At 70.2% G+C, this 18,122-nt stretch carries 18 protein-coding genes; 15 read left to right on the top strand and 3 right to left on the bottom strand.

From position 1 onward, the window contains the following. Positions 1-62: 62 nt before the first annotated feature. Positions 63-716: a hypothetical protein gene (locus AOP78_RS14170; protein ID WP_062206201.1), complete on the bottom strand. Its 654-nt coding sequence runs from the start codon at positions 714-716 to the stop codon at positions 63-65. Positions 717-875: 159 nt separating this feature from the next. On the opposite strand from AOP78_RS14170, the gene argC reads away from it, so the two are divergent. From argC to AOP78_RS14120, 10 genes are all read left to right on the top strand, one after another. After that, on the top strand, positions 876-1,925 hold the full coding sequence (gene argC, locus AOP78_RS14165; RefSeq protein ID WP_062206198.1) for an N-acetyl-gamma-glutamyl-phosphate reductase: 1,050 nt from the start codon (positions 876-878) through the stop codon (positions 1,923-1,925). Positions 1,926-1,947: 22 nt separating this feature from the next. Further along, the gene (gene argJ / locus AOP78_RS14160) at positions 1,948-3,123 is read left to right on the top strand and encodes a bifunctional glutamate N-acetyltransferase/amino-acid acetyltransferase ArgJ (protein ID WP_062206196.1); all 1,176 of its coding nucleotides are present in this window, start codon (positions 1,948-1,950) and stop codon (positions 3,121-3,123) included. A 10-nt stretch (positions 3,124-3,133) separates the two neighbouring features. Further along, positions 3,134-4,051: an acetylglutamate kinase gene (gene argB / locus AOP78_RS14155; protein ID WP_062206193.1), complete on the top strand. Its 918-nt coding sequence runs from the start codon at positions 3,134-3,136 to the stop codon at positions 4,049-4,051. After that, a complete protein-coding gene (locus tag AOP78_RS14150; RefSeq protein ID WP_083980277.1) occupies positions 4,048-5,373 on the top strand; it encodes an acetylornithine transaminase in 1,326 nt (441 codons plus the stop codon). Before argB ends, AOP78_RS14150 begins: the two co-directional genes overlap by 4 nt. Beyond that, a complete protein-coding gene (argF, locus tag AOP78_RS14145; protein ID WP_083980275.1) occupies positions 5,370-6,299 on the top strand; it encodes an ornithine carbamoyltransferase in 930 nt (309 codons plus the stop codon). Before AOP78_RS14150 ends, argF begins: the two co-directional genes overlap by 4 nt. Further along, complete coding sequence (gene argR / locus AOP78_RS14140; RefSeq protein WP_066730261.1) at positions 6,281-6,796, top strand: arginine repressor; 516 nt, start codon at positions 6,281-6,283, stop codon at positions 6,794-6,796. Before argF ends, argR begins: the two co-directional genes overlap by 19 nt. A 42-nt stretch (positions 6,797-6,838) precedes the next feature. After that, complete coding sequence (locus AOP78_RS14135) at positions 6,839-8,041, top strand: argininosuccinate synthase (protein ID WP_062206187.1); 1,203 nt, start codon at positions 6,839-6,841, stop codon at positions 8,039-8,041. Positions 8,042-8,252: 211 nt separating this feature from the next. After that, positions 8,253-9,683: an argininosuccinate lyase gene (gene argH, locus AOP78_RS14130; protein ID WP_062206183.1), complete on the top strand. Its 1,431-nt coding sequence runs from the start codon at positions 8,253-8,255 to the stop codon at positions 9,681-9,683. 40 nt (positions 9,684-9,723) lie between these two features. Then, entirely contained in the window at positions 9,724-10,338 is a 615-nt protein-coding gene (locus AOP78_RS14125) for a hypothetical protein (RefSeq protein ID WP_062206180.1), read from the top strand. A gap of 109 nt (positions 10,339-10,447) precedes the next feature. Then, entirely contained in the window at positions 10,448-12,079 is a 1,632-nt protein-coding gene (locus AOP78_RS14120; RefSeq protein ID WP_062206177.1) for an FG-GAP-like repeat-containing protein, read from the top strand. A gap of 30 nt (positions 12,080-12,109) precedes the next feature. Here AOP78_RS14120 and AOP78_RS14115 read toward each other — a convergent pair whose 3' ends face one another. Continuing rightward, on the bottom strand, positions 12,110-12,589 hold the full coding sequence (locus AOP78_RS14115; protein ID WP_062206174.1) for a YbaK/EbsC family protein: 480 nt from the start codon (positions 12,587-12,589) through the stop codon (positions 12,110-12,112). A 23-nt stretch (positions 12,590-12,612) separates the two neighbouring features. Here AOP78_RS14115 and AOP78_RS14110 point away from each other — a divergent pair, with 23 nt between their 5' ends. The 5 genes from AOP78_RS14110 (at position 12,613) to tyrS (ending at position 17,690) form a co-directional block, all read left to right on the top strand. After that, a complete protein-coding gene (locus AOP78_RS14110) occupies positions 12,613-13,173 on the top strand; it encodes an AAA family ATPase (RefSeq protein WP_160297658.1) in 561 nt (186 codons plus the stop codon). Positions 13,174-13,286: 113 nt separating this feature from the next. After that, a complete protein-coding gene (locus AOP78_RS14105) occupies positions 13,287-14,453 on the top strand; it encodes a M20 family metallopeptidase (protein ID WP_236685395.1) in 1,167 nt (388 codons plus the stop codon). Next, the gene (locus AOP78_RS14100) at positions 14,450-15,277 is read left to right on the top strand and encodes a hypothetical protein (RefSeq protein WP_062206167.1); all 828 of its coding nucleotides are present in this window, start codon (positions 14,450-14,452) and stop codon (positions 15,275-15,277) included. Before AOP78_RS14105 ends, AOP78_RS14100 begins: the two co-directional genes overlap by 4 nt. After that, positions 15,274-16,398 carry an o-succinylbenzoate synthase gene (gene menC / locus AOP78_RS14095; protein ID WP_062206165.1) on the top strand — a complete coding sequence of 375 codons (1,125 nt, stop codon included), beginning with the start codon at positions 15,274-15,276 and terminating at the stop codon, positions 16,396-16,398. The genes AOP78_RS14100 and menC overlap by 4 nt, the downstream gene beginning before the upstream one ends. A gap of 29 nt (positions 16,399-16,427) precedes the next feature. After that, complete coding sequence (gene tyrS / locus AOP78_RS14090) at positions 16,428-17,690, top strand: tyrosine--tRNA ligase (protein ID WP_062206162.1); 1,263 nt, start codon at positions 16,428-16,430, stop codon at positions 17,688-17,690. Between the two features lie 171 nt (positions 17,691-17,861). Here tyrS and AOP78_RS15555 read toward each other — a convergent pair. Continuing rightward, the coding region (locus AOP78_RS15555) for a hypothetical protein (protein ID WP_236685394.1) at positions 17,862-18,122 on the bottom strand (261 nt) is incomplete at its 5' end.

Genomic DNA, 18,122 nt, shown 5'->3' with positions numbered 1-18,122 from the left:
GCGCCGTGGGATTCCCGCCGGCGGGACGAGCGCGAGCGGGCGCGCTCGCGCTCGACGGGGCGTCAGCCGACGTAGCCGAGCAGCTCCCCTGCCGGGACCGACAGCGGCATGCTGCACGCGGTGAGGGAGGCCTCGGAGGCGTTGAGGGCCTCGTTGCCCTCCACCTCGATCTCGTCCGACCGGTCCGCGAGCATCGTGTTCACCTCGTCGATCCAGTCGGCGATGTTGTCCGTCGTCTCCGCGGCGTCGGCGTAGACCTCGTACTGGAGATCCGTGGCCGCGACGATCACCGCGATCCACTCCTGCATCTGCTCGGACTCCGAGTCCTCGGCGGCCTGAAGATAGAGCGCCCTCCACGACTGCCAGCCGTCGATGTCGATCGCCTCGAGGTAGGACGCGAACACGTCGGGGTCGGCGAGCTCGTCATCGGTCATCGCGCTCGGATCGACCGCGTCCATCGCGTCGGACATCGTGAGGTCGCGCTGGTAGAGCTGGTCGGCATCGTCGCAGAACGTGTCCGGCAGCGCGATCGTCGAGGCCGACGCGTCGACGGAGATCGCGGGCGCCGCTGAGGCGGACGCCGAGGCGGAGGCTGTCACGGTCGGTTCGGCGCTCGCGCTCGCGGACATGCTCGCCGTGGCCGAGTCGTCGTCGTCCCCCGAGCAGCCTGAGAGGGCGAGGGCGGCGACGAAGGCGAGGGCGAGCGTGCGTTTCATGCGTCCATTGTGCCGGGGCGTCGTGGCGCCGAGTGCCGCGTCTGCGGGCGCGGGGTGGGGTCTCGCCCGAATCGGAGGGCGTTGCTGTGCGGTCGCTGCGCGATGGTGGACACGCGGTGCCGCAATGGAAGCAGGCGGTATTCAGTTGAGTGTATAGTTATGCACATGACGATCTCGGTCGCAGTCTCAGGCGCCTCCGGCTATGTGGGGGGCGAGGTCCTGCGCGTGTTCAGCGCGCATCCGGACGTCGAGTTCGGCGCGCTCACCGCGCACTCCTCGGCAGGGGACCGTCTCGGTGCTCACCAGCCGCACCTGCCGCACCTTGCTGACCGCGTCATCGTCGACACGACCCCCGAGAACCTCGCGGGCCACGATGTCGTCGTCCTCGCGCTTCCGCACGGCACCTCCGGCGAGATCGCCGCGCAGCTGCCGCCCGAGACGCTCGTGATCGACTGCGGCGCCGACCACCGTCTCGCGAGCGCCGAGGCCTGGGCCGAGTACTACGGCGGCGACCACTCCGGCACGTGGCCCTACGGCATGCCCGAGCTCATCACCTCCGCCGGGCATCAGCGCGACAGCCTCCCCGGCACGAAGCGCATCGCCGTGCCCGGCTGCAACGTCACGGCCGTCACCCTGGGCCTCCAGCCCGGCGTCGCCGCGGGCCTCGTCGACCCGACCGACATCGTCGCGGTCCTCGCCAACGGCTACTCGGGCGCGGGCAAGAAGCTCGCCGTGCCCTACCTCGCGTCCGAGGCGATGGGCGCCGCCGTGCCCTACGCCGTGGGCGGCACCCACCGGCACATCCCCGAGATCGTCCAGAACCTCGAGATCGCGGGTGCCCACGACGTGCGGATCAGCTTCACTCCCACGCTCGTGCCCATGGCGCGCGGCATCCTCGCGACCATCACGGCGCCGCTCGCCGCGGGCGCCGACCCGGCGGCCGTGCGCGACGCCTGGGTCGAGGCGTACCGGGACGAGCCGTTCATGATCGTCCTTCCCGAGGGCCAGTGGCCGACCACCGCCTCGACCCTGGGCGCCAACGTGGCCCAGATGCAGGTGGCCGTCGACGCCAAGGCCGGCCGCGTCGTCGTCGTGTGCGCGATCGACAACCTCGTCAAGGGCACCGCGGGCGCCGCGCTGCAGAGCATGAACGTCGCGCTCGGCCTGCCCGAGACGACCGGCCTCAACACGATCGGCGTCGCGCCGTAGGGCGCGCGAGGAAGGGATCGCCGTGAGCATCACGCACCCCCAGGGCTTCGTCGCGGCCGGCGTGGCGGCCGGGCTGAAGTCGACCGGCAAGAAGGACGTCGCGCTCGTCGTCAATGAGGGCCCCGAGCACGTCGGCGTCGGCGTCTTCACGTCGAACCGCGTGTTCGCCGCACCGGTGGCCTGGAGCCGCCAGGTGGTCGCCGACGGCCGCGTCGACGCGGTCGTCCTCAACTCGGGCGGCGCGAATGCGTCGACCGGCGCCGAGGGCTTCGCCGACACGCACCGCACCGCCGAGCACGTCGCCGAGGTCCTTCAGGCCGCGGGCAAGGACGTGTCCGCTGGCGATGTCGCCGTGTGCTCGACCGGCCTGATCGGCGTCCGCCTCCCCATGGACAGGCTCCTCGCGGGAGTGGACGATGCGGTCGCCGGCTTGGCCTCGGACGGCGGGGACGATGCGGCCCACGCGATCCTCACGACCGATACGGTCACCAAGCAGTCCGTCGCCTCAGGCGACGGCTGGTCGGTGGGCGGTATGGCCAAGGGCGCGGGCATGCTCGCACCGGGCCTCGCGACGATGCTGTGCGTGATCACCACCGACGCGGTCGTCACAGCGGACGCGGCGGGCACGGCTCTCGCCGAGGCCGTGCGCACGACCTTCAACCGCGTCGACTCCGACGGCTGCATGTCGACCAACGACACCGTGCTGCTGCTGGCCTCCGGCGCCTCGGGCGTCGCGCCCTCGGACGAGAACTTCGCGGCGGCCCTCACCCAGGTGTGCGCGGAGCTGTCGCGCGGCCTCATCGGAGACGCCGAGGGGGCGTCCCACGACATCGCCGTCACGGTCGTGAACGCCACCACCGAGGACGCGGCCGAGGCCGTCGCGCGCACGATCACCCGCTCCAACCTGTTCAAGGCCGCCATCTTCGGCCAGGACCCCAACTGGGGCCGCGTCATCGCGGCCGCCGGCACGGTGCCCGAGGACGTCGCCCCGTTCGACGCGAACCTCCTCGACGTGACGATGAACGGTGTCCAGGTGTGCCGCGGCGCGGGCGTCGGCGACGACCGCGACCTCGTCGACCTCACCGGCCGCGAGGTGCTGATCGAGGTGGACCTCCACGCAGGCGACGCGAGCGCGACCGTGTGGACCAACGACCTCACCCACGACTACGTCCATGAGAACTCGGCCTACTCCTCCTGAGGGGACCACCATGACCACCGAGAATCGCTCCGTCGACGGCCTCAGCGCCTCCCAGAAGATCTCCGTCCTCATCGATGCCATGCCGTGGATCGAGGAGTTCCGCGGAGCCACCGTCGTCGTCAAGTACGGCGGCAACGCCATGGTCGACGAGAGCCTCAAGCGCGCCTTCGCGCAGGACGTCGTCCACCTGCGGCTGCTCGGCCTGAGCCCCGTCGTCGTGCACGGCGGAGGCCCGCAGATCTCCGAGATGCTCGGCAAGCTCGGCATCGAGTCGGAGTTCCGCGGTGGGCTGCGCGTCACGACGCCCGAGGCGATGGACGTCGTCCGCATGGTGCTGTCCGGGCAGGTCACGCGCGAGCTCGTGGGACTGATCAACGAGCACGGGCCCCGCGCCGTCGGGCTCTCGGGCGAGGACGCGGGGCTGTTCCAGGCCCGCCGCCGTCACGCCACGGTCGAGGGCCAGCCCGTCGACGTCGGGCTCGTCGGCGATGTCGTCAAGGTCAACCCCGCCGCCGTCCAGGACATCATCGAGGCCGGACGCATCCCCGTCGTCTCGACCGTCGCTCCCGACGTCGACGACCCGACCACGGTCCTCAACGTCAACGCGGACACCGCCGCCTCCGCGCTCGCGGTGGCGCTGCGCGCCCGCAAGTTCATCGCGCTCACGGACGTCGAAGGCCTGTACCGCAACTGGCCCGACCGTTCGTCGCTCATCCAGCGCCTGCACGCGGGCGAGCTCGACACGATCCTTCCCCGCCTCGAGTCCGGCATGGTTCCCAAGATGGAGGCCTGCCTGCGCGCCGTCCGCGGCGGCGTCAAGCAGGCGCACGTCATCGACGGCCGCGTGCCGCACTCGATCCTCACGGAGATCTTCACCTCGGAAGGCATCGGCACGATGATCCTTCCCGACAAGGAGCTGTGGACATGACCCAGGACGCGACCATCCACGACGGCGTCGACCCTCACAACGGCGCCGAGCTGTCCGCGCACGGCGAGTCCGGCGCGACCGCCGGCGCGGTGGGTCTCAAGCGCTACGAGCACGCCGTGATGGGCACCTACGGCACGCCGATGCGCGTGCTGAGCCACGGCCAGGGCAGCCACGTGTGGGACACCGACGGCAACCGCTACCTGGACCTGCTCAGCGGCATCGCCGTGAACGTGCTCGGCCACGCCGACCCGGAGTGGGTGGGCGCGATCGCGACCCAGGCCGCCACGCTCGGCCACGTCTCCAACTTCTTCGCCACGGAGCCGCAGATCCGGCTCGCTGAGCGCCTGCTCGAGATCTCGGGCGCCCCCGCGGGCTCCCGGGTGTTCTTCGCGAACTCCGGCACGGAGGCGAACGAGGCCGCGTTCAAGATGTCGCGCCGCACGGGCCGGACCCGGATCCTGGCGCTCGAGAAGGCCTTCCACGGTCGCTCCACGGGTGCCCTCGCGCTGACCTGGAACGCCGCCTACCGCGAGCCGTTCGAGCCGCTCGCTCCCGGCGTCGAGTGGATCCCCGCGAACGACGTCGCGGCGCTCGAGGACGCGATGGGCGACGACGTCGCCGCGATCTTCCTCGAGCCGATCCAGGGCGAGGCCGGCGTCATCCCGCTGACGCACGAGTACCTGTCCGCGGTGCGCGAGCTCACGCTGCGTCACGGCGCGCTCATGATCGCCGACGAGGTGCAGACCGGCATCGCGCGCACCGGCACGTGGCTCGCGATGCAGGCGCACGGCATCCAGCCCGACGTCGTCACCCTCGCGAAGGGCCTTGCCGGCGGCTTCCCGATCGGCGCGGTCATCGGCTTCGGACCCGAGGCGGGCTCGCTGCTGGGCAAGAGCCAGCACGGCACCACGTTCGGCGGCAACCCGCTCGCGGCGACCGCGGCCCTGGCCACGCTCGACGCGATCGACCAGCGCGACCTCCTGTCGCACGTGAAGTCGCTCAGCGCGCACCTCAAGGAGACCATCGGGGCGATCCCCGGGGTCGCCGAGGTGCGAGGCGAGGGGCTCCTCCTCGGCATCAAGCTCGAGGCCGAGATCAGCGCCGCCGTCGCGGCCGCCGCGGTCGAGGACGGGTTCATCATCAACCCTCCCAGCCCCGACACGATCCGCCTCGCACCCGCGCTCGTGCTGACCCAGCCCGAGGCCGACACGTTCGTCGAGTGGCTGCGCGCCCACCTGGGCGAGCACCTCGCGGCCGCCGCCGCATCGTCCACGTCCCCCGCATCGTCCGCCGCCCCGACCACCGAGGAGGCACACCCGTGACCCGCCACTTCCTTCGCGACGACGACCTCACCGCCGCCGAGCAGCGCGAGGTCCTCGAGCTCGCCCTTGCCTTCCGCAAGGATCGCCACCTGCACCAGCCCTTCGCCGGGCCGCGCGCGGTCGCGGTGCTGTTCGACAAGCCCTCGACCCGCACCCGCGTGTCCTTCTCGGCGGGCGTCGCCGAGCTCGGCGGCTACCCGCTCGTGCTCGACTCCGGCACGTCCCAGATGGGTCGCGGCGAGTCCGTCTCCGACACGGCCAAGGTGCTCGGCCGCCAGGTCAGCGCGATCGTGTGGCGCACGTTCGGCCAGGAGCGCGTCGAGGAGATGGCCGCGCACGCGGGCGTCCCCGTCGTGAACGCGCTCACCGACGAGTTCCACCCGTGCCAGATCCTCGCGGACCTCGCCGCCATCGCCGACGCGCGCGGGGGAGTGGACGCCCTGAAGGGACTCACGCTCACCTATGTGGGCGACGGCGCCAACAACATGGCGCACTCGTACCTGCTGGGCTGCGCGCTCGCCGGGATGCACGTGCGTGTGGGCGCCCCCGCCGACTACATGCCCGACGAGCGCATCGTCCTCGATGCCAAGAAGATCGCCGCCGAGCAGGGCGGGTCCATCACCGTCACGACCGACCACGACGACGCGGTGCGAGGCGCCGACATCATCGCCACCGACACGTGGATCTCCATGGGTGACGAGGAGGAGTCGTCCGCGCGGCACGGGCAGTTCGACCAGTACCAGGTGAACGCCCGCACGCTCGAGCTCGCCGCCGAGGGCGCCCAGGTGCTGCACTGCCTGCCCGCCTACCGCGGCAAGGAGATCACCGCCGAGGTCATCGACGGCCCGCAGTCCATCGTGTGGCTCGAGGCCGAGTACCGCCTTCACGCGCAGAAGGCGCTGCTCACGTGGCTGGTGTCGCAGTGAGAGCCGCCGTCCCCGCCACCAAGGCCGCGCGTCAGGCGCTGATCCGCCGTCTCATCGAGACCGAGCGGATCGGCTCGCAGGGCGAGATCGCGCTGCGGCTCGAGGCGGAGGGGATCTCGGTCACGCAGGCCACCCTGTCCCGCGACCTGGGCGACATCGGCGCCGTGAAGGTGCGCGCATCGTCCGGCGGGCATGTGTATGCCGTCGGCAACGAGGGCGACCCCGAGGAGACCACGGGGGAGCGCCTCACCCGGCTGTGCGGCGAGCTGCTGTTCAGCGCGGACGGGTCGGCCAACATCACCGTCCTGCGCACTCCCTCGGGCGGCGCGCAGTACTTCGCCTCGGCGATCGACAGCCACGACGACCCCGACATCGTCGGCACCGTCGCGGGCGACGACACCGTGCTCGTGATCTCGCGAGCGCATGACGGCGGGCTCAGGCTCGCGCAGAAGTTCCTGGACCGCGCCGCCGGCGTCGTCCCCCAGACAGACAACTGACACCCCAGAACCCCAAGCACCACTCGTAGAAGGAAGAAGCTCATGACGGATCGGATCGTGCTGGCCTACTCAGGAGGCCTGGACACCTCGGTGGCCATCGGCTGGATCGCCGACGCCACCGGCGCCGAGGTCATCGCCGTGGCCGTGGACGTCGGCCAGGGCGGTGAGGACCTCGAGGTCATCCGCCAGCGCGCCCTGGACTGCGGCGCCGTCGAGGCCTACGTGGCCGACGCGCGTGACGAGTTCGCGAACGAGTACTGCATGCCCGCGCTCAAGGCGAACGCGCTGTACCACGACAAGTACCCCCTGGTCTCGGCGCTGTCCCGCCCCGTGATCGTCAAGCACATCGCCGCCGCGGCGAAGCAGTTCGGCGCCGACACGATGGCCCACGGCTGCACCGGCAAGGGCAACGACCAGGTGCGCTTCGAGGTCGGCATCACCTCGATCGCCCCCGAGCTCAAGTGCATCGCGCCCGTGCGTGACCTCGCGCTGACCCGCGACAAGGCGATCGACTACGCCGAGAAGCACAACCTGCCGATCGCGACCACCAAGAAGAACCCGTTCTCGATCGACCAGAACGTCTGGGGCCGCGCCGTCGAGACCGGCTTCCTCGAGGACATCTGGAACGCGCCCACCAAGGACGTCTACGACTACACCGACGACCCGGCCTTCCCGCCGGTGCCCGACGAGGTGCTCATCACGTTCGAGAAGGGCATCCCGGTCGCGATCGACGGCGAGAAGGTCACGCCGCTCCAGGCGATCGAGATCATGAACCGCCGCGCCGGCGCGCACGGCATCGGCCGCATCGACATCGTCGAGGACCGCCTGGTCGGCATCAAGAGCCGCGAGATCTACGAGGCCCCGGGTGCGATCGCCCTGATCGAGGCGCACAAGGAGCTCGAGAACGTCACTCTCGAGCGCGAGCAGGCCCGCTTCAAGCGCCGCATGTCCGACGAGTGGACCGAGCTGGTCTACGACGGCATGTGGTCCTCGCCCCTCAAGCAGTCACTCGACGCCTTCATCGAGGACACCCAGAAGTACGTCTCCGGTGAGATCCGCATGCAGCTGCACGGCGGCAAGGCGATCGTCGACGGCCGCAAGTCGGACACCGGCCTGTACGACTTCAACCTGGCAACCTACGACGAGGGCGACACGTTCGACCAGTCGGCCGCGCGCGGCTACATCGAGATCTACGGTCTCGCCGCGAAGCAGGCGGCGGCGCGTCAGGCGCGCCTGGGCTACTAGCAGTCCCTGCCGAGCGGGTCACTCCTCGTCGCTCTCGCGCTGATCCTCGCCCTTCGGGGTCGGTCAGCGTCGGCGCGGCGGCTCGAGTGACCCGCTCGGCCGCACCCGCTCCGGGTGCGTCAGTGTCGTTCCCCGCGCGTCCGCGACGGCCGCGGGTGAGAGAGTGTCGGTAGGGTCGTACCCCGATCGCCGGCGAAGTCAAGGAGTGAAGATGAGCAAGGCAGAGGGCACCAACGAGGGCGCGCTGTGGGGCGGACGCTTCGAGGGCGGCCCCGACGCGGCGCTCGCCGCGCTGAGCAAGTCCACGCACTTCGACTGGCGCTACGCGGACGACGATCTGCGCGGCTCGATCGCCCACGCCCATGCACTCCACAAGGCGGGCCTGCTTGACGACGATGAGGTGGCCGGCATGGTCGACGGCCTCCAGCAGTTGCGGGCGGACGTCGCCTCAGGGAAGGCCGTGGCGGCCGACTCCGACGAGGACGTCCACGGCGCGCTCGAGCGACTGCTGATCGAGCGCATCGGGCCGGAGCTCGGTGGCAAGATCCGCGCCGGCCGCTCGCGCAACGACCAGATCGCCACCCTTCCCCGCGTGTACCTGCGCCGTCACGCCCGCTACATCGCGTCGATGCTGCTCGACACCGTCGACGCGCTGCTCGAGCAGGCCGACCGGCACCTCGCGGACCCGATGCCTGGCCGCACCCACTTCCAGCACGCCCAGCCCGTGACGCTGGGCCACTCGCTCATGGCGCACGCATGGCCGCTGCTGCGCGATGTCGAGCGCCTCACCGACTGGGACGCGCGCGCCGCCTGGTCGCCGTACGGCGCAGGCGCCCTCGCGGGATCGACCCTCGGCCTCGACCCCGCTGCGGTGGCCGAGGAGCTCGGCTTCATGGGCCCGTGCGAGAACTCGATCGACGCGACCGCCTCGCGTGACGTCGTCGCCGAGTTCGCGTGGGTGGCCGCGATGATCGGCACCGACCTGTCGCGCATCTCCGAGGAGATCATCGCTTGGGCGACCGTGGAGTTCGGCTTCGTCCGCCTCGACGACTCGTACTCGACCGGGTCGAGCATCATGCCGCAGAAGAAGAACCCTGACATCGCGGAGCTCGCGCGAGGCAAGGCCGGCCGGCTCATCGGCCACCTCACGGGACTGCTTGCGACCCTCAAGGGGCTGCCGCTCGCGTACAACCGCGACATCCAGGAGGTTCACGAGCCGGTGTTCGACGCGGTCGACACGCTCGAGGTGGTCCTCCCCGCGTTCGCCGGCATGGTCCGCACCCTGCGCTTCCAGACCGAGCGACTCGCCGAGCTCGCGCCCGCCGGGTTCTCGCTCGCGACCGACATCGCCGAATGGATGGTCAAGCAGGGCGTCCCGTTCCGCGAGGCCCACGAGGTCGCCGGCGCGTGCGTGCGACTGTGCGAGAAGCGCGGCAAGGAGCTCCACGAGATGGTGCCCGAGGAGATGGCGGCGATCCACGAGGGGCTCACCCCCGAGGTGCTGTCGGTGCTCACCGTCGAGGGGTCGCTCGCCGCTCGCGACAACGTCGGCGGCACCGCGCCCGAGCGCGTGGTCGAGCAGGGCAAGGCGGCTCGCGCGCGGGTCAAGCACTTCCGTCCCTGGGCGTCGAGCGCGTCGTAGTCTGGCCCCGGCGGGAGAGAGCCCCGTCGCAGGACCGGGGGTGACGATGGACCAGGCCATCGCGGTGATCGCGTTCGGGCTGCTCGGCGCGGGGCTGCTCGCGGCCGCGCTCCTCGAGCTGTCGGTCGGGGGAGTTCCCGCCGCCGATCAGATCGACGGGTGGGTGGCCTCGCGCCGCACGCGGATCGCGTGGATCGACGAGCTCCTGGTGATCCTGAGCGCCGTCGCGGTCGTCGGCGTGGTCGCCGCGTGGCGGCTGCTGTCCCCGGTGGGGCTGGGCACCTCGATCGCCGCGGTGGTCACGGTCGTCGCAGCCGCCGTGGCGATCGCGGCATCCGCGCTCCACGGACGGCTGGTGTATGCGATCGGGTCGCTGGATGGTGCGGGGGACCTCGCGCGGACCACGCTGATCGTGAGCGCGTTCTACTCGACGCTGCACGTGGTCGCGCTCCTCGAGTCCGTCGCTCTGGTGTGCCTCGGGCTCGATGTCTGGGGTGCCGTGAACCCGTTCTTCGCGGTCGCCACGGTCGTCACCGCGGCTGTGTGCGTGGCTCTGTCATACGCGTATGCGATGCCGACGCGAGCGGGGCTCGCGCTGATGTCGGCCGTCGCCGCCTGGTGCGGCTGGTTCGCGGTCGTGCTCGCGCAAGCCTGATCGCGGTGGGCTTCGTCACATTGACGGTGCATTCGGGCACTTCGCTGTCTACCCTCGTCGGACGCGCTCCTGAGGGGGCGTGTACCCAGACGACAGGAAGCGGGGGACCATGGCACACACGCGCGCGCTGTCCAAGCACGGCGGCGACGCGAGGCTGTGGAGCGCCAGGCTCGCCTTCGCCCTGGTCCTCGCGCTCGCGTGGGGTCTCGTCGCGACTGCTGTCGCTTCGCGCGCCGAGGCTGTGACCATCACCGCGGGCGAGGCGGCGGCCTACTACGCCCGCACGTCGTTGATCGGCAAGGAGTACGTCCTCGCCGCCCGCGAGCAGAGCCGTTTCGACTGCTCGGGCTCGGTGTACCTCGCTTGGCGCCACGTGAACCCCGGCGTCGTGGATCCTGTGGCGTCGCGTGACCAGTACCTTGGCGCCGGCAAGAAGATCAAGGTGGGCCGCGGGACGACGCTCGCGAGCGACTCCCTGCTCCCTGGAGACCTCCTGTTCTGGTCCGACACCGGCGAGGTCGAGGACATCGACCACGTCGCGATCTACCTCGGCCACGGCCGGATCCTGCAGACCGCGCAGGGCCGGACCTCGTGGATCGGGTCGATCAACGACGGCAAGGACACCCGTATGACGTACGCCCTGCGCCCCAAGGGCGCGGGCAAGAAGGTCTCGAAGATCGACTTCGACGTGTTCGACGCGGGATTCGACGACGAGTTCACCTACGGCGACTTCAACGGCGACGGGTACGAGGACGTCCTGTGGATGACCGGGACCACACGCAAGAGCGTCACGCGCAACGGCTGGCAGGTCGCCTACGGCAGCGCCACGGGCATGACGCCGTTCGTCAAGGTGAAGAACCTCGCCGCCTCGCCGCTGTTCCATGAGATCGCCATCGGTGACTTCAACGGCGACGGCTACGACGACGTGCTGTGGTTCACGGGCAAGGGCAAGAAGGATCGAGGCAAGCGCAAGGGCTGGCAGATCGCCTACGGCAAGGCGAAGAGCTTCACCGGCTTCACGCAGGTGAGCGCAAGCGCGCTGACGCCCGCGACGAGCAGCCTCACGACCGGTGACTTCAACGGCGACGGCACGGACGACGTGCTGTGGTTCACGGGCACGATGCGCAGCGGCGCGAAGAAGCGCGGCTGGCAGCTCTCGAGGGGCCGGGCCACGGGATTCGCGGCGTTCAGGATGGTGAAGGGCTCGTCCGTGGCGCCCAAGAACGACAACTTCGCGTACGGCGACTTCAACGGTGACGGCGCGGATGACGTGCTGTGGTTCACGGGCACGACGAGCTCGGCCTCGCGGAAGTCCGGCTGGCAGATGTCGTACGGCTCGCGAGGCGGATTCGGCAACTACGTGCAGGTGAAGAGGACCTCCTACGCGCCCGGCAACAAGCGCTTCGCGTATGGCGACTTCGATGGTGACGGCGCGGATGACGTGCTGTGGTTCACGGGTACCTCGAGCACGTCCACTCGCAACGGCTGGCAGCTCGCGTCCGGCACCGAGTCAGGCTTCTCCGCCTGGGACCGCACGAAGTGGAGCACCGTCTCTCCCGCGCTCAACGACCTGGCCTACGGCGACTTCGACGGCGACGGCGTGGACGACGTGATGTGGTTCACCGGGACTCGCGATACTTCCGACTACTACTGGGGTTGGCAGCAGGCGTCGGGAGGAGCTGACGGTTTCGGGTACTTCGCGAGGGTGAGCGGCAGCGGGTTCACGTCCTACGAGCAGTAGGCGGCAGCGCGGCGTACCCGGCTTCGGCGGTCAGTCGACCTCGACCTCGGTCGCCCCGGTGACGTGCAGCAGCTCGGCGTAGGTGATCGGGAACAGCGATGCCGGGATTCCCGCGGCGGCCCAGAGCTCGTCGTACTCGAGCAGCGCCACGTCGAGGTAGGTCCGCACGGGCGCAGGGTGACCGACCGGCGCGACCCCGCCGATGACCTGCCCCGTGGCGGCGGTCACCTGGTCTGCCGAGGCGCGTCGCACCTTCGCGGCGCCGATGCGCTCTGCCAGGTGCGCCGTGTCCACGCGGTGCGCTCCGGAGGTGAGCACGAGGATCGGCTCGTCGTCCGCCATGAACACGAGCGAGTTCGCGATCGCGCCGACGTCGCAACCCAGGTACTCGGCGGCGGCCGCGGCGGTCGGGGTGGACTCGTCGATCTGCCGCACCGTGACGTCGACTCCACCCGCATGGAGCGCGGCCTGCACCTGCTGAACCCTGGGATGAAGCTCCTCGTTCGCCATGCTCACACCCTATGCTGAGGGGCATGGGGCGGCTCTCCGTGATGGACCTCGCGGCCCGGGTTCGCAAGGCCCCGGCGCGGTGCGGGACCACGCGTGTCGTCCTGATCGACGGCCCCGCCGGTTCCGGCAAGTCCACCCTCGGCGCACGGCTCGGTCAGGAGCTCGGCGCCCAGGTGGTCCACGGCGACGACATCTATGAGGGCTGGGAGGGGCTGTCCACGATGTGGCCGATCCTCGGCCACGGCATCCTCGAGCCGCTCTCGCGTCACGAGCACGGTGCCTTCGGCCGCTGGGACTGGCACGCGGGACGACGCGCCGAGACCATCTGCGTGCCGGTGGCGGACACCCTCGTGATCGAGGGCGTCGGTGTGGGGCAGCGGTCGGCGCGGGAGTTCGCCTCGGTCGTCGCCTATGTCGAGGCCCCGCCCGAGGTCAGGCTGCGTCGCGGCGTCGAGCGTGACGGCGAGTCGATGCGCACGCAGTGGGAGCGCTGGCATTCGCGCGAGCAGGTCTTCCTCGCCGATGAGGGCGTGCGTGGCGCAGCGGACGTGATCGTCGACGGCACCCTCCCCTACTTCGACTGACTCACGCGCACCCGGACGATGCGTGGGCGGGGCCCGCGGCAGGGCCGCGGTGGGCGGGCGGTTGCCAGCGCGGGAAACCGCGCCGTAACGCGTCACCGTGCCACGATGACGGGGTGACCGTGCTCGATGACGCCCTCGACCGACTCGACCGGATGATCGCCGACGCGGGAGATCTGATCGCCTGCGAGTCGCCCTCCGAGGACGCGGCCGCGATCGCTCGCAGCGCCGAGGTCACGTCGGCCGTGATCGGTGCTCGCCTCGCGGAGGCGGGACTCGCCTCCGAGCCTGAGCGCGTCGTCGTCGACGGCGTCCCGCACCTGCGGTGGGCGCTCGGATCAGGCCCTCGGCGAGTGCTGCTGATCTGCCACCACGACACTGTCTGGCCGGTGGGGACGCTCGAGAGGATCCCGTTCTCGATCACCGACGGGGTGATGCGCGGCCCGGGATGCTTCGACATGATCGTCGGCACGGTCCAGGCGGTGCACGCGCTCGCCCTCCTCGCGGACGCGCACGGCCCCGAGGCCGTCGACGGCGTGACGCTGCTCGTGACCGCGGACGAGGAGATCGGGTCGCTGTCCTCGCGCGCGCTCATCGAGGAGGAGGCCGCGAAGCACATGGCCGCGCTCGTGTTCGAGGCGTCCGCGGGGCCCGAGGGTGCGCTCAAGACCGCGCGCAAGGGAGTCTCCTGGTACGAGGTCGAGGCCGTGGGGCGAGCTGCGCACTCGGGGCTCGAGCCCGAGAAGGGGATCAATGCCGGAGTCGAGCTCGCGCATCAGATCCTCGCGCTCGAGTCCCTCGCCGATCCGTCCGAGGGGACGACGGTCACGCCCACCCGCGCGTCGATCGGCACCACGGGCAACACGGTGCCGGCGAGCGCGCGCGTGAACGTCGACGTGCGCTGCCGCACCATCGCCGAGCAGGACCGCGTCGACGGCGCGTTGCGGAGGCTCGCTCCCGTGCTCGATGGGGCGGAGATCGTGCTTCACGGGGAGATCAACCGTCGACCGCTCGAGCGCGAGTCCGCGCTGCCGCTGTTCGAGCGCGCCGCACGACTGGCGCCGCAGGCGGGGATCGCATCGCTCGCGGAGGTCGCCGTGGGCGGCGCCTCGGATGGGAACTTCGCCGCGGGCGTCGGATGCGCGACGCTCGACGGGCTGGGTGCTGTCGGCGGCGGTGCCCACGCTGAGGACGAGCACGTGCTCGTCGACCACATCCCGCTCAGGACCGCGCTTGCCGCGCTGCTGATCGAGGATCTGCTCACGGAGGAGGCGAGCCGATGAACGCCGTCGATGCACGGATCGTGGCCGAGGCCTGGAGCGAGGCGGAGGAGTCCGCAGCGCGGGCAGGCGTCGTCGTGCGGACTCTGCACGCGGCGCAGTGCTCGCTCGCCGAGAAGGTGCTGGACGAGATCTGGGGCGGCACCGTGCTGACCGCGCCGGCGCTTGTCGCGCTCGAGCACGCGGGCAGCTACGTCGCCGCGGCCTTCGAAGGCGAGCGGATGGTCGGGGTATGCGTCGGCTTCCTCGCCCAGCCGATCGGCGAGGCGCTGCACTCGCACGTCGCCGGCGTCGTCGACGGCACAGCGGGCCGCGGCATCGGCACCGCGATGAAGCTGCACCAGCGCGCGTGGTGCCTCGATCGGGGACTCACCCGGATCACCTGGACCTACGATCCGCTCGTCGCGCGCAACGCGGCATTCAACATGCGCCGCCTCGGCGCCGGCCTCGCGGACTACCTCGTCGACTTCTACGGTGACATGGTGGACGACGTCAACGCGGGACAGGGGAGCGACCGGATCCTGGTGAGCTGGCGCCTCGACGCACCGCTGCCGTCCGCGACGGAGCAGCCACTCAACGCCGAGGGCGTGCCCGAGGTCCTGTCCGTCGGCCCCGACGACCAGCCTGTCGTGCGGCCAAGGCCGAGGGACGCATCGTCCGTGTCAGCAGCCCTGCCCGCCGACATCGAGGGCCTCCGCCGCCGCGACCCCGCGGCGGCCGCGCGATGGCGCGTGGCGCTCCGCGACACCCTCGTCCCCCTGCTCGATGGCGGATGGCGGCTCGCCGCCGCCACCCGCGACGGCCACTACCTGCTGGAGAAGCCATGAGGATCACCCACGTCGCCCTGCGCACTCTCGAGCTGCCGCTCGTCGCGCCCTTCACCACGTCGTTCTCGACGCAGACGCACCGACGTGTGCTGGTGCTCGAGCTCCATGCGCACATCGACGGCGTCGAGGTCGTCGGTTGGGGCGAGTGCGGAGCCCTGAGCGAGCCTGTCTACTCGGAGGAGTACACGGCGGGCGTCATCGACGTGATGACGACGTACCTGTTCCCGATGCTCTTCGAGGCGCAGAGGACGACGCCCCTCACCGCCGAGACCGTCGCCCACCACCTCGAGCGCATCGTCGGCCACCGGATGGCGAAGGCGGCCGTCGAGATGGCCGTGCTCGACGCGCAGCTTCGCGCCGCGGGCACGTCGTTCGCCGACTACCTCGGCGTGACCAGGGAGTCCGTGCCCTCGGGAGTCTCGATCGGGATCCAGGGCTCGATCCCGCAGCTCCTCGACGTGGTCCAGGGCTACCTCGATGCCGGGTATGTGCGCCTCAAGCTCAAGATCAAGCCGGGCTGGGACCTCGACCCTGTGCGGGCGGTGCGCGAGGCGCATCCCGACACCCCGCTCCAGGTCGACGCGAACGCCGCCTACACGCTGGTCGACGCGAACCATCTTGCGAAGCTCGACGAGTTCAACCTGCTGCTCATCGAGCAACCGCTGGGCGAGGACGACATGCGTCAGCACGCCGAGCTTGCGACGCGCATGCGCACTCCGATGTGCCTCGACGAGTCCGTGGTGTCCGCGACCAAGGCCGCGGACGCGATCGCGATGGGCGCGGCGCAGATCATCAACATCAAGCCGTCACGCGTCGGCGGATACCTCGAGGCGCGAAGGATCCACGATCTGGCCCGCTCCCACGGCATCGCGGTGTGGTGCGGCGGCATGCTCGAGACGGGCATCGGACGCGCGGCGAACGCAGCTCTGGCCGGCATGCCGGGCTTCACGCTCCCCGGGGACATCTCCGCGTCGGACCGCTTCTATGCGGAGGACATCACGGAGCCGTTCGTCATCGAGGACGGCTTCCTCGCGATCCCGCGCGAGCCGGGGCTGGCTCGCGTTCCCGATGCGGGGCGCCTCGAGGCGGCGACCGTCGAGACCCTTCGCGTGGACGCGTAGGTGTCACGCGCTGGCACAATGGCCCCATCATGACTGAGCACATCCTTGACGAGCTCGCCTGGCGTGGGCTGATCGCACTGACCACCGGTGAAGACGAGCTGCGGGCTCACCTGGACGAGGGGCCGGTCACGCTCTACTGCGGCTTCGACCCCACCGCTCCGAGCCTGCACATCGGCAACCTGGTGCAGATCCTCACGGTGCGTCGCTTCCAGATGGCCGGACACAAGCCGCTCGCTCTCGTCGGCGGAGCGACCGGTCTGATCGGCGACCCGAAGATGGCGGGGGAGCGCACCCTCAACCCGGTCGACGTCGTGCACCAGTGGGTCGAGCGCATCCGTGGGCAGATCGAGCCGTTCCTCAGCTTCGAGGGCGACAACGCCGCGCGCATGGTGAACAACTACGACTGGACCAAGGACATGTCGGCGATCGAGCTGTTGCGCGACGTCGGCAAGTACTTCCGCCTGGGAACGATGATCGCCAAGGACACGGTCGCGCGCCGCCTGAACTCCGACGAGGGCATCTCGTACACCGAGTTCAGCTACCAGCTGCTGCAGGGCATGGACTTCCTTGAGCAGTACCGGCGGTACGACTGCACGCTGCAGACCGGCGGCTCGGACCAGTGGGGCAATCTCACCTCGGGCACGGAACTGATCCGCAAGGCAGAGGGGGTCTCCGCGCACGCGCTTGCGACGCCGCTCATCACCAAGGCGGACGGCACCAAGTTCGGCAAGACAGAGTCGGGCACCGTGTGGCTCGACCCGGAGATGACGAGCCCGTACGCCTTCTACCAGTTCTGGCTGAACCAGGCCGACGCCGACGTCATCGGCTACCTCAAGGTCTTCACCTTCCTCTCTCGGGAGGAGATCGACGGCCTCGAGGTCAAGGTCGCTGAGGAGCCCTTCAAGCGGGAGGCGCAGCGCACCCTCGCGTGGACGGTCACCTCTCTCGTGCACGGTGAGCCGGCGGCTCAGGGCGCCGTCGACGCGTCGCAGGCGCTGTTCGGGCGTGGCGACCTCGGCTCGCTCGATGAGCAGACGCTGTCGGGCTGCGCGAAGGAGCTCGGGGGAGTCGATGCGCCGGGAGGCGTCTCGGTCGCGGACGCTCTCGTCGAGACGGGGATCGTGCCGTCGAAGTCCGCCGCTCGTCGCGCGATCCAGGAGGGTGGCGCGTACGTCAACAACGTGAAGGTCGAGGACGTCGACGCGGTACTCGGTTCCGAGGACGTGCTGGCCGGCGGATGGTCGGTGCTGCGTCGCGGGAAGAAGACGGTGGGACTTCTTCGCCAGGTCTGACCCGTGACGTCGGCCCTCTCGCGCTGTTCAGGCATCTACCAGGAGCGATGCGCGCGACACGCCCGGGCGACCGGGGATTTGACCTGGCGTTCACAAGCCCGTAATGTTTTCCCCGTTGCCGACGACGGGAACGAGCTCCGGAGGACTGAAGAAGGCCACGGGCTCCAACGCTCACCGCAGGACTGAACAAGGCCGCGGGAGACGTCGAAGCAGCTCCTCGAATGTATCGATGGCCAAGTGCGTGCGCTCGGCCAGGGTGCGATTGAGGACCCCAGCTCCTGACTGGAAGATCGCGAGAATAGCGATTTGACAGGCTCCGGGAAATGGGTAAGATTGAGAGGTTGCTTCAGCCGGATCGGAAATGATTCGAAGAATGCAGCCACATTCAATCTGGAAAATGACCGGAATGCCGGTTTGACTTTCCAGAGAGAA

Origin of the sequence: Demequina salsinemoris, from assembly GCF_000974805.1 — a bacterium.
GTDB classification, from domain to species: Bacteria; Actinomycetota; Actinomycetes; order Actinomycetales; family Demequinaceae; genus Demequina; species Demequina salsinemoris.
The sequence above is the reverse complement of the archived record's forward strand: the minus strand, read 5'-3'. Positions and strand labels throughout refer to the sequence as shown.

What these genes read in the sequence shown, in the direction of transcription:
- tyrS (WP_062206162.1), top strand. Translation starts at nt 16,428, where the DNA reads ATGACTGAGCACATCCTTGACGAGCTCGCCTGGCGTGGGCTGATCGCA.
- AOP78_RS14110 (WP_160297658.1), top strand. Translation starts at nt 12,613, where the DNA reads ATGGGGCGGCTCTCCGTGATGGACCTCGCGGCCCGGGTTCGCAAGGCC.
- AOP78_RS14115 (WP_062206174.1), bottom strand. Translation starts at nt 12,589, where the DNA reads ATGGCGAACGAGGAGCTTCATCCCAGGGTTCAGCAGGTGCAGGCCGCG.
- AOP78_RS14150 (WP_083980277.1), top strand. Translation starts at nt 4,048, where the DNA reads ATGACCCAGGACGCGACCATCCACGACGGCGTCGACCCTCACAACGGC.
- menC (WP_062206165.1), top strand. Translation starts at nt 15,274, where the DNA reads ATGAGGATCACCCACGTCGCCCTGCGCACTCTCGAGCTGCCGCTCGTC.
- argB (WP_062206193.1), top strand. Translation starts at nt 3,134, where the DNA reads ATGACCACCGAGAATCGCTCCGTCGACGGCCTCAGCGCCTCCCAGAAG.
- AOP78_RS14170 (WP_062206201.1), bottom strand. Translation starts at nt 716, where the DNA reads ATGAAACGCACGCTCGCCCTCGCCTTCGTCGCCGCCCTCGCCCTCTCA.
- AOP78_RS14135 (WP_062206187.1), top strand. Translation starts at nt 6,839, where the DNA reads ATGACGGATCGGATCGTGCTGGCCTACTCAGGAGGCCTGGACACCTCG.
- argH (WP_062206183.1), top strand. Translation starts at nt 8,253, where the DNA reads ATGAGCAAGGCAGAGGGCACCAACGAGGGCGCGCTGTGGGGCGGACGC.
- AOP78_RS14120 (WP_062206177.1), top strand. Translation starts at nt 10,448, where the DNA reads ATGGCACACACGCGCGCGCTGTCCAAGCACGGCGGCGACGCGAGGCTG.
- AOP78_RS14100 (WP_062206167.1), top strand. Translation starts at nt 14,450, where the DNA reads ATGAACGCCGTCGATGCACGGATCGTGGCCGAGGCCTGGAGCGAGGCG.
- argC (WP_062206198.1), top strand. Translation starts at nt 876, where the DNA reads ATGCACATGACGATCTCGGTCGCAGTCTCAGGCGCCTCCGGCTATGTG.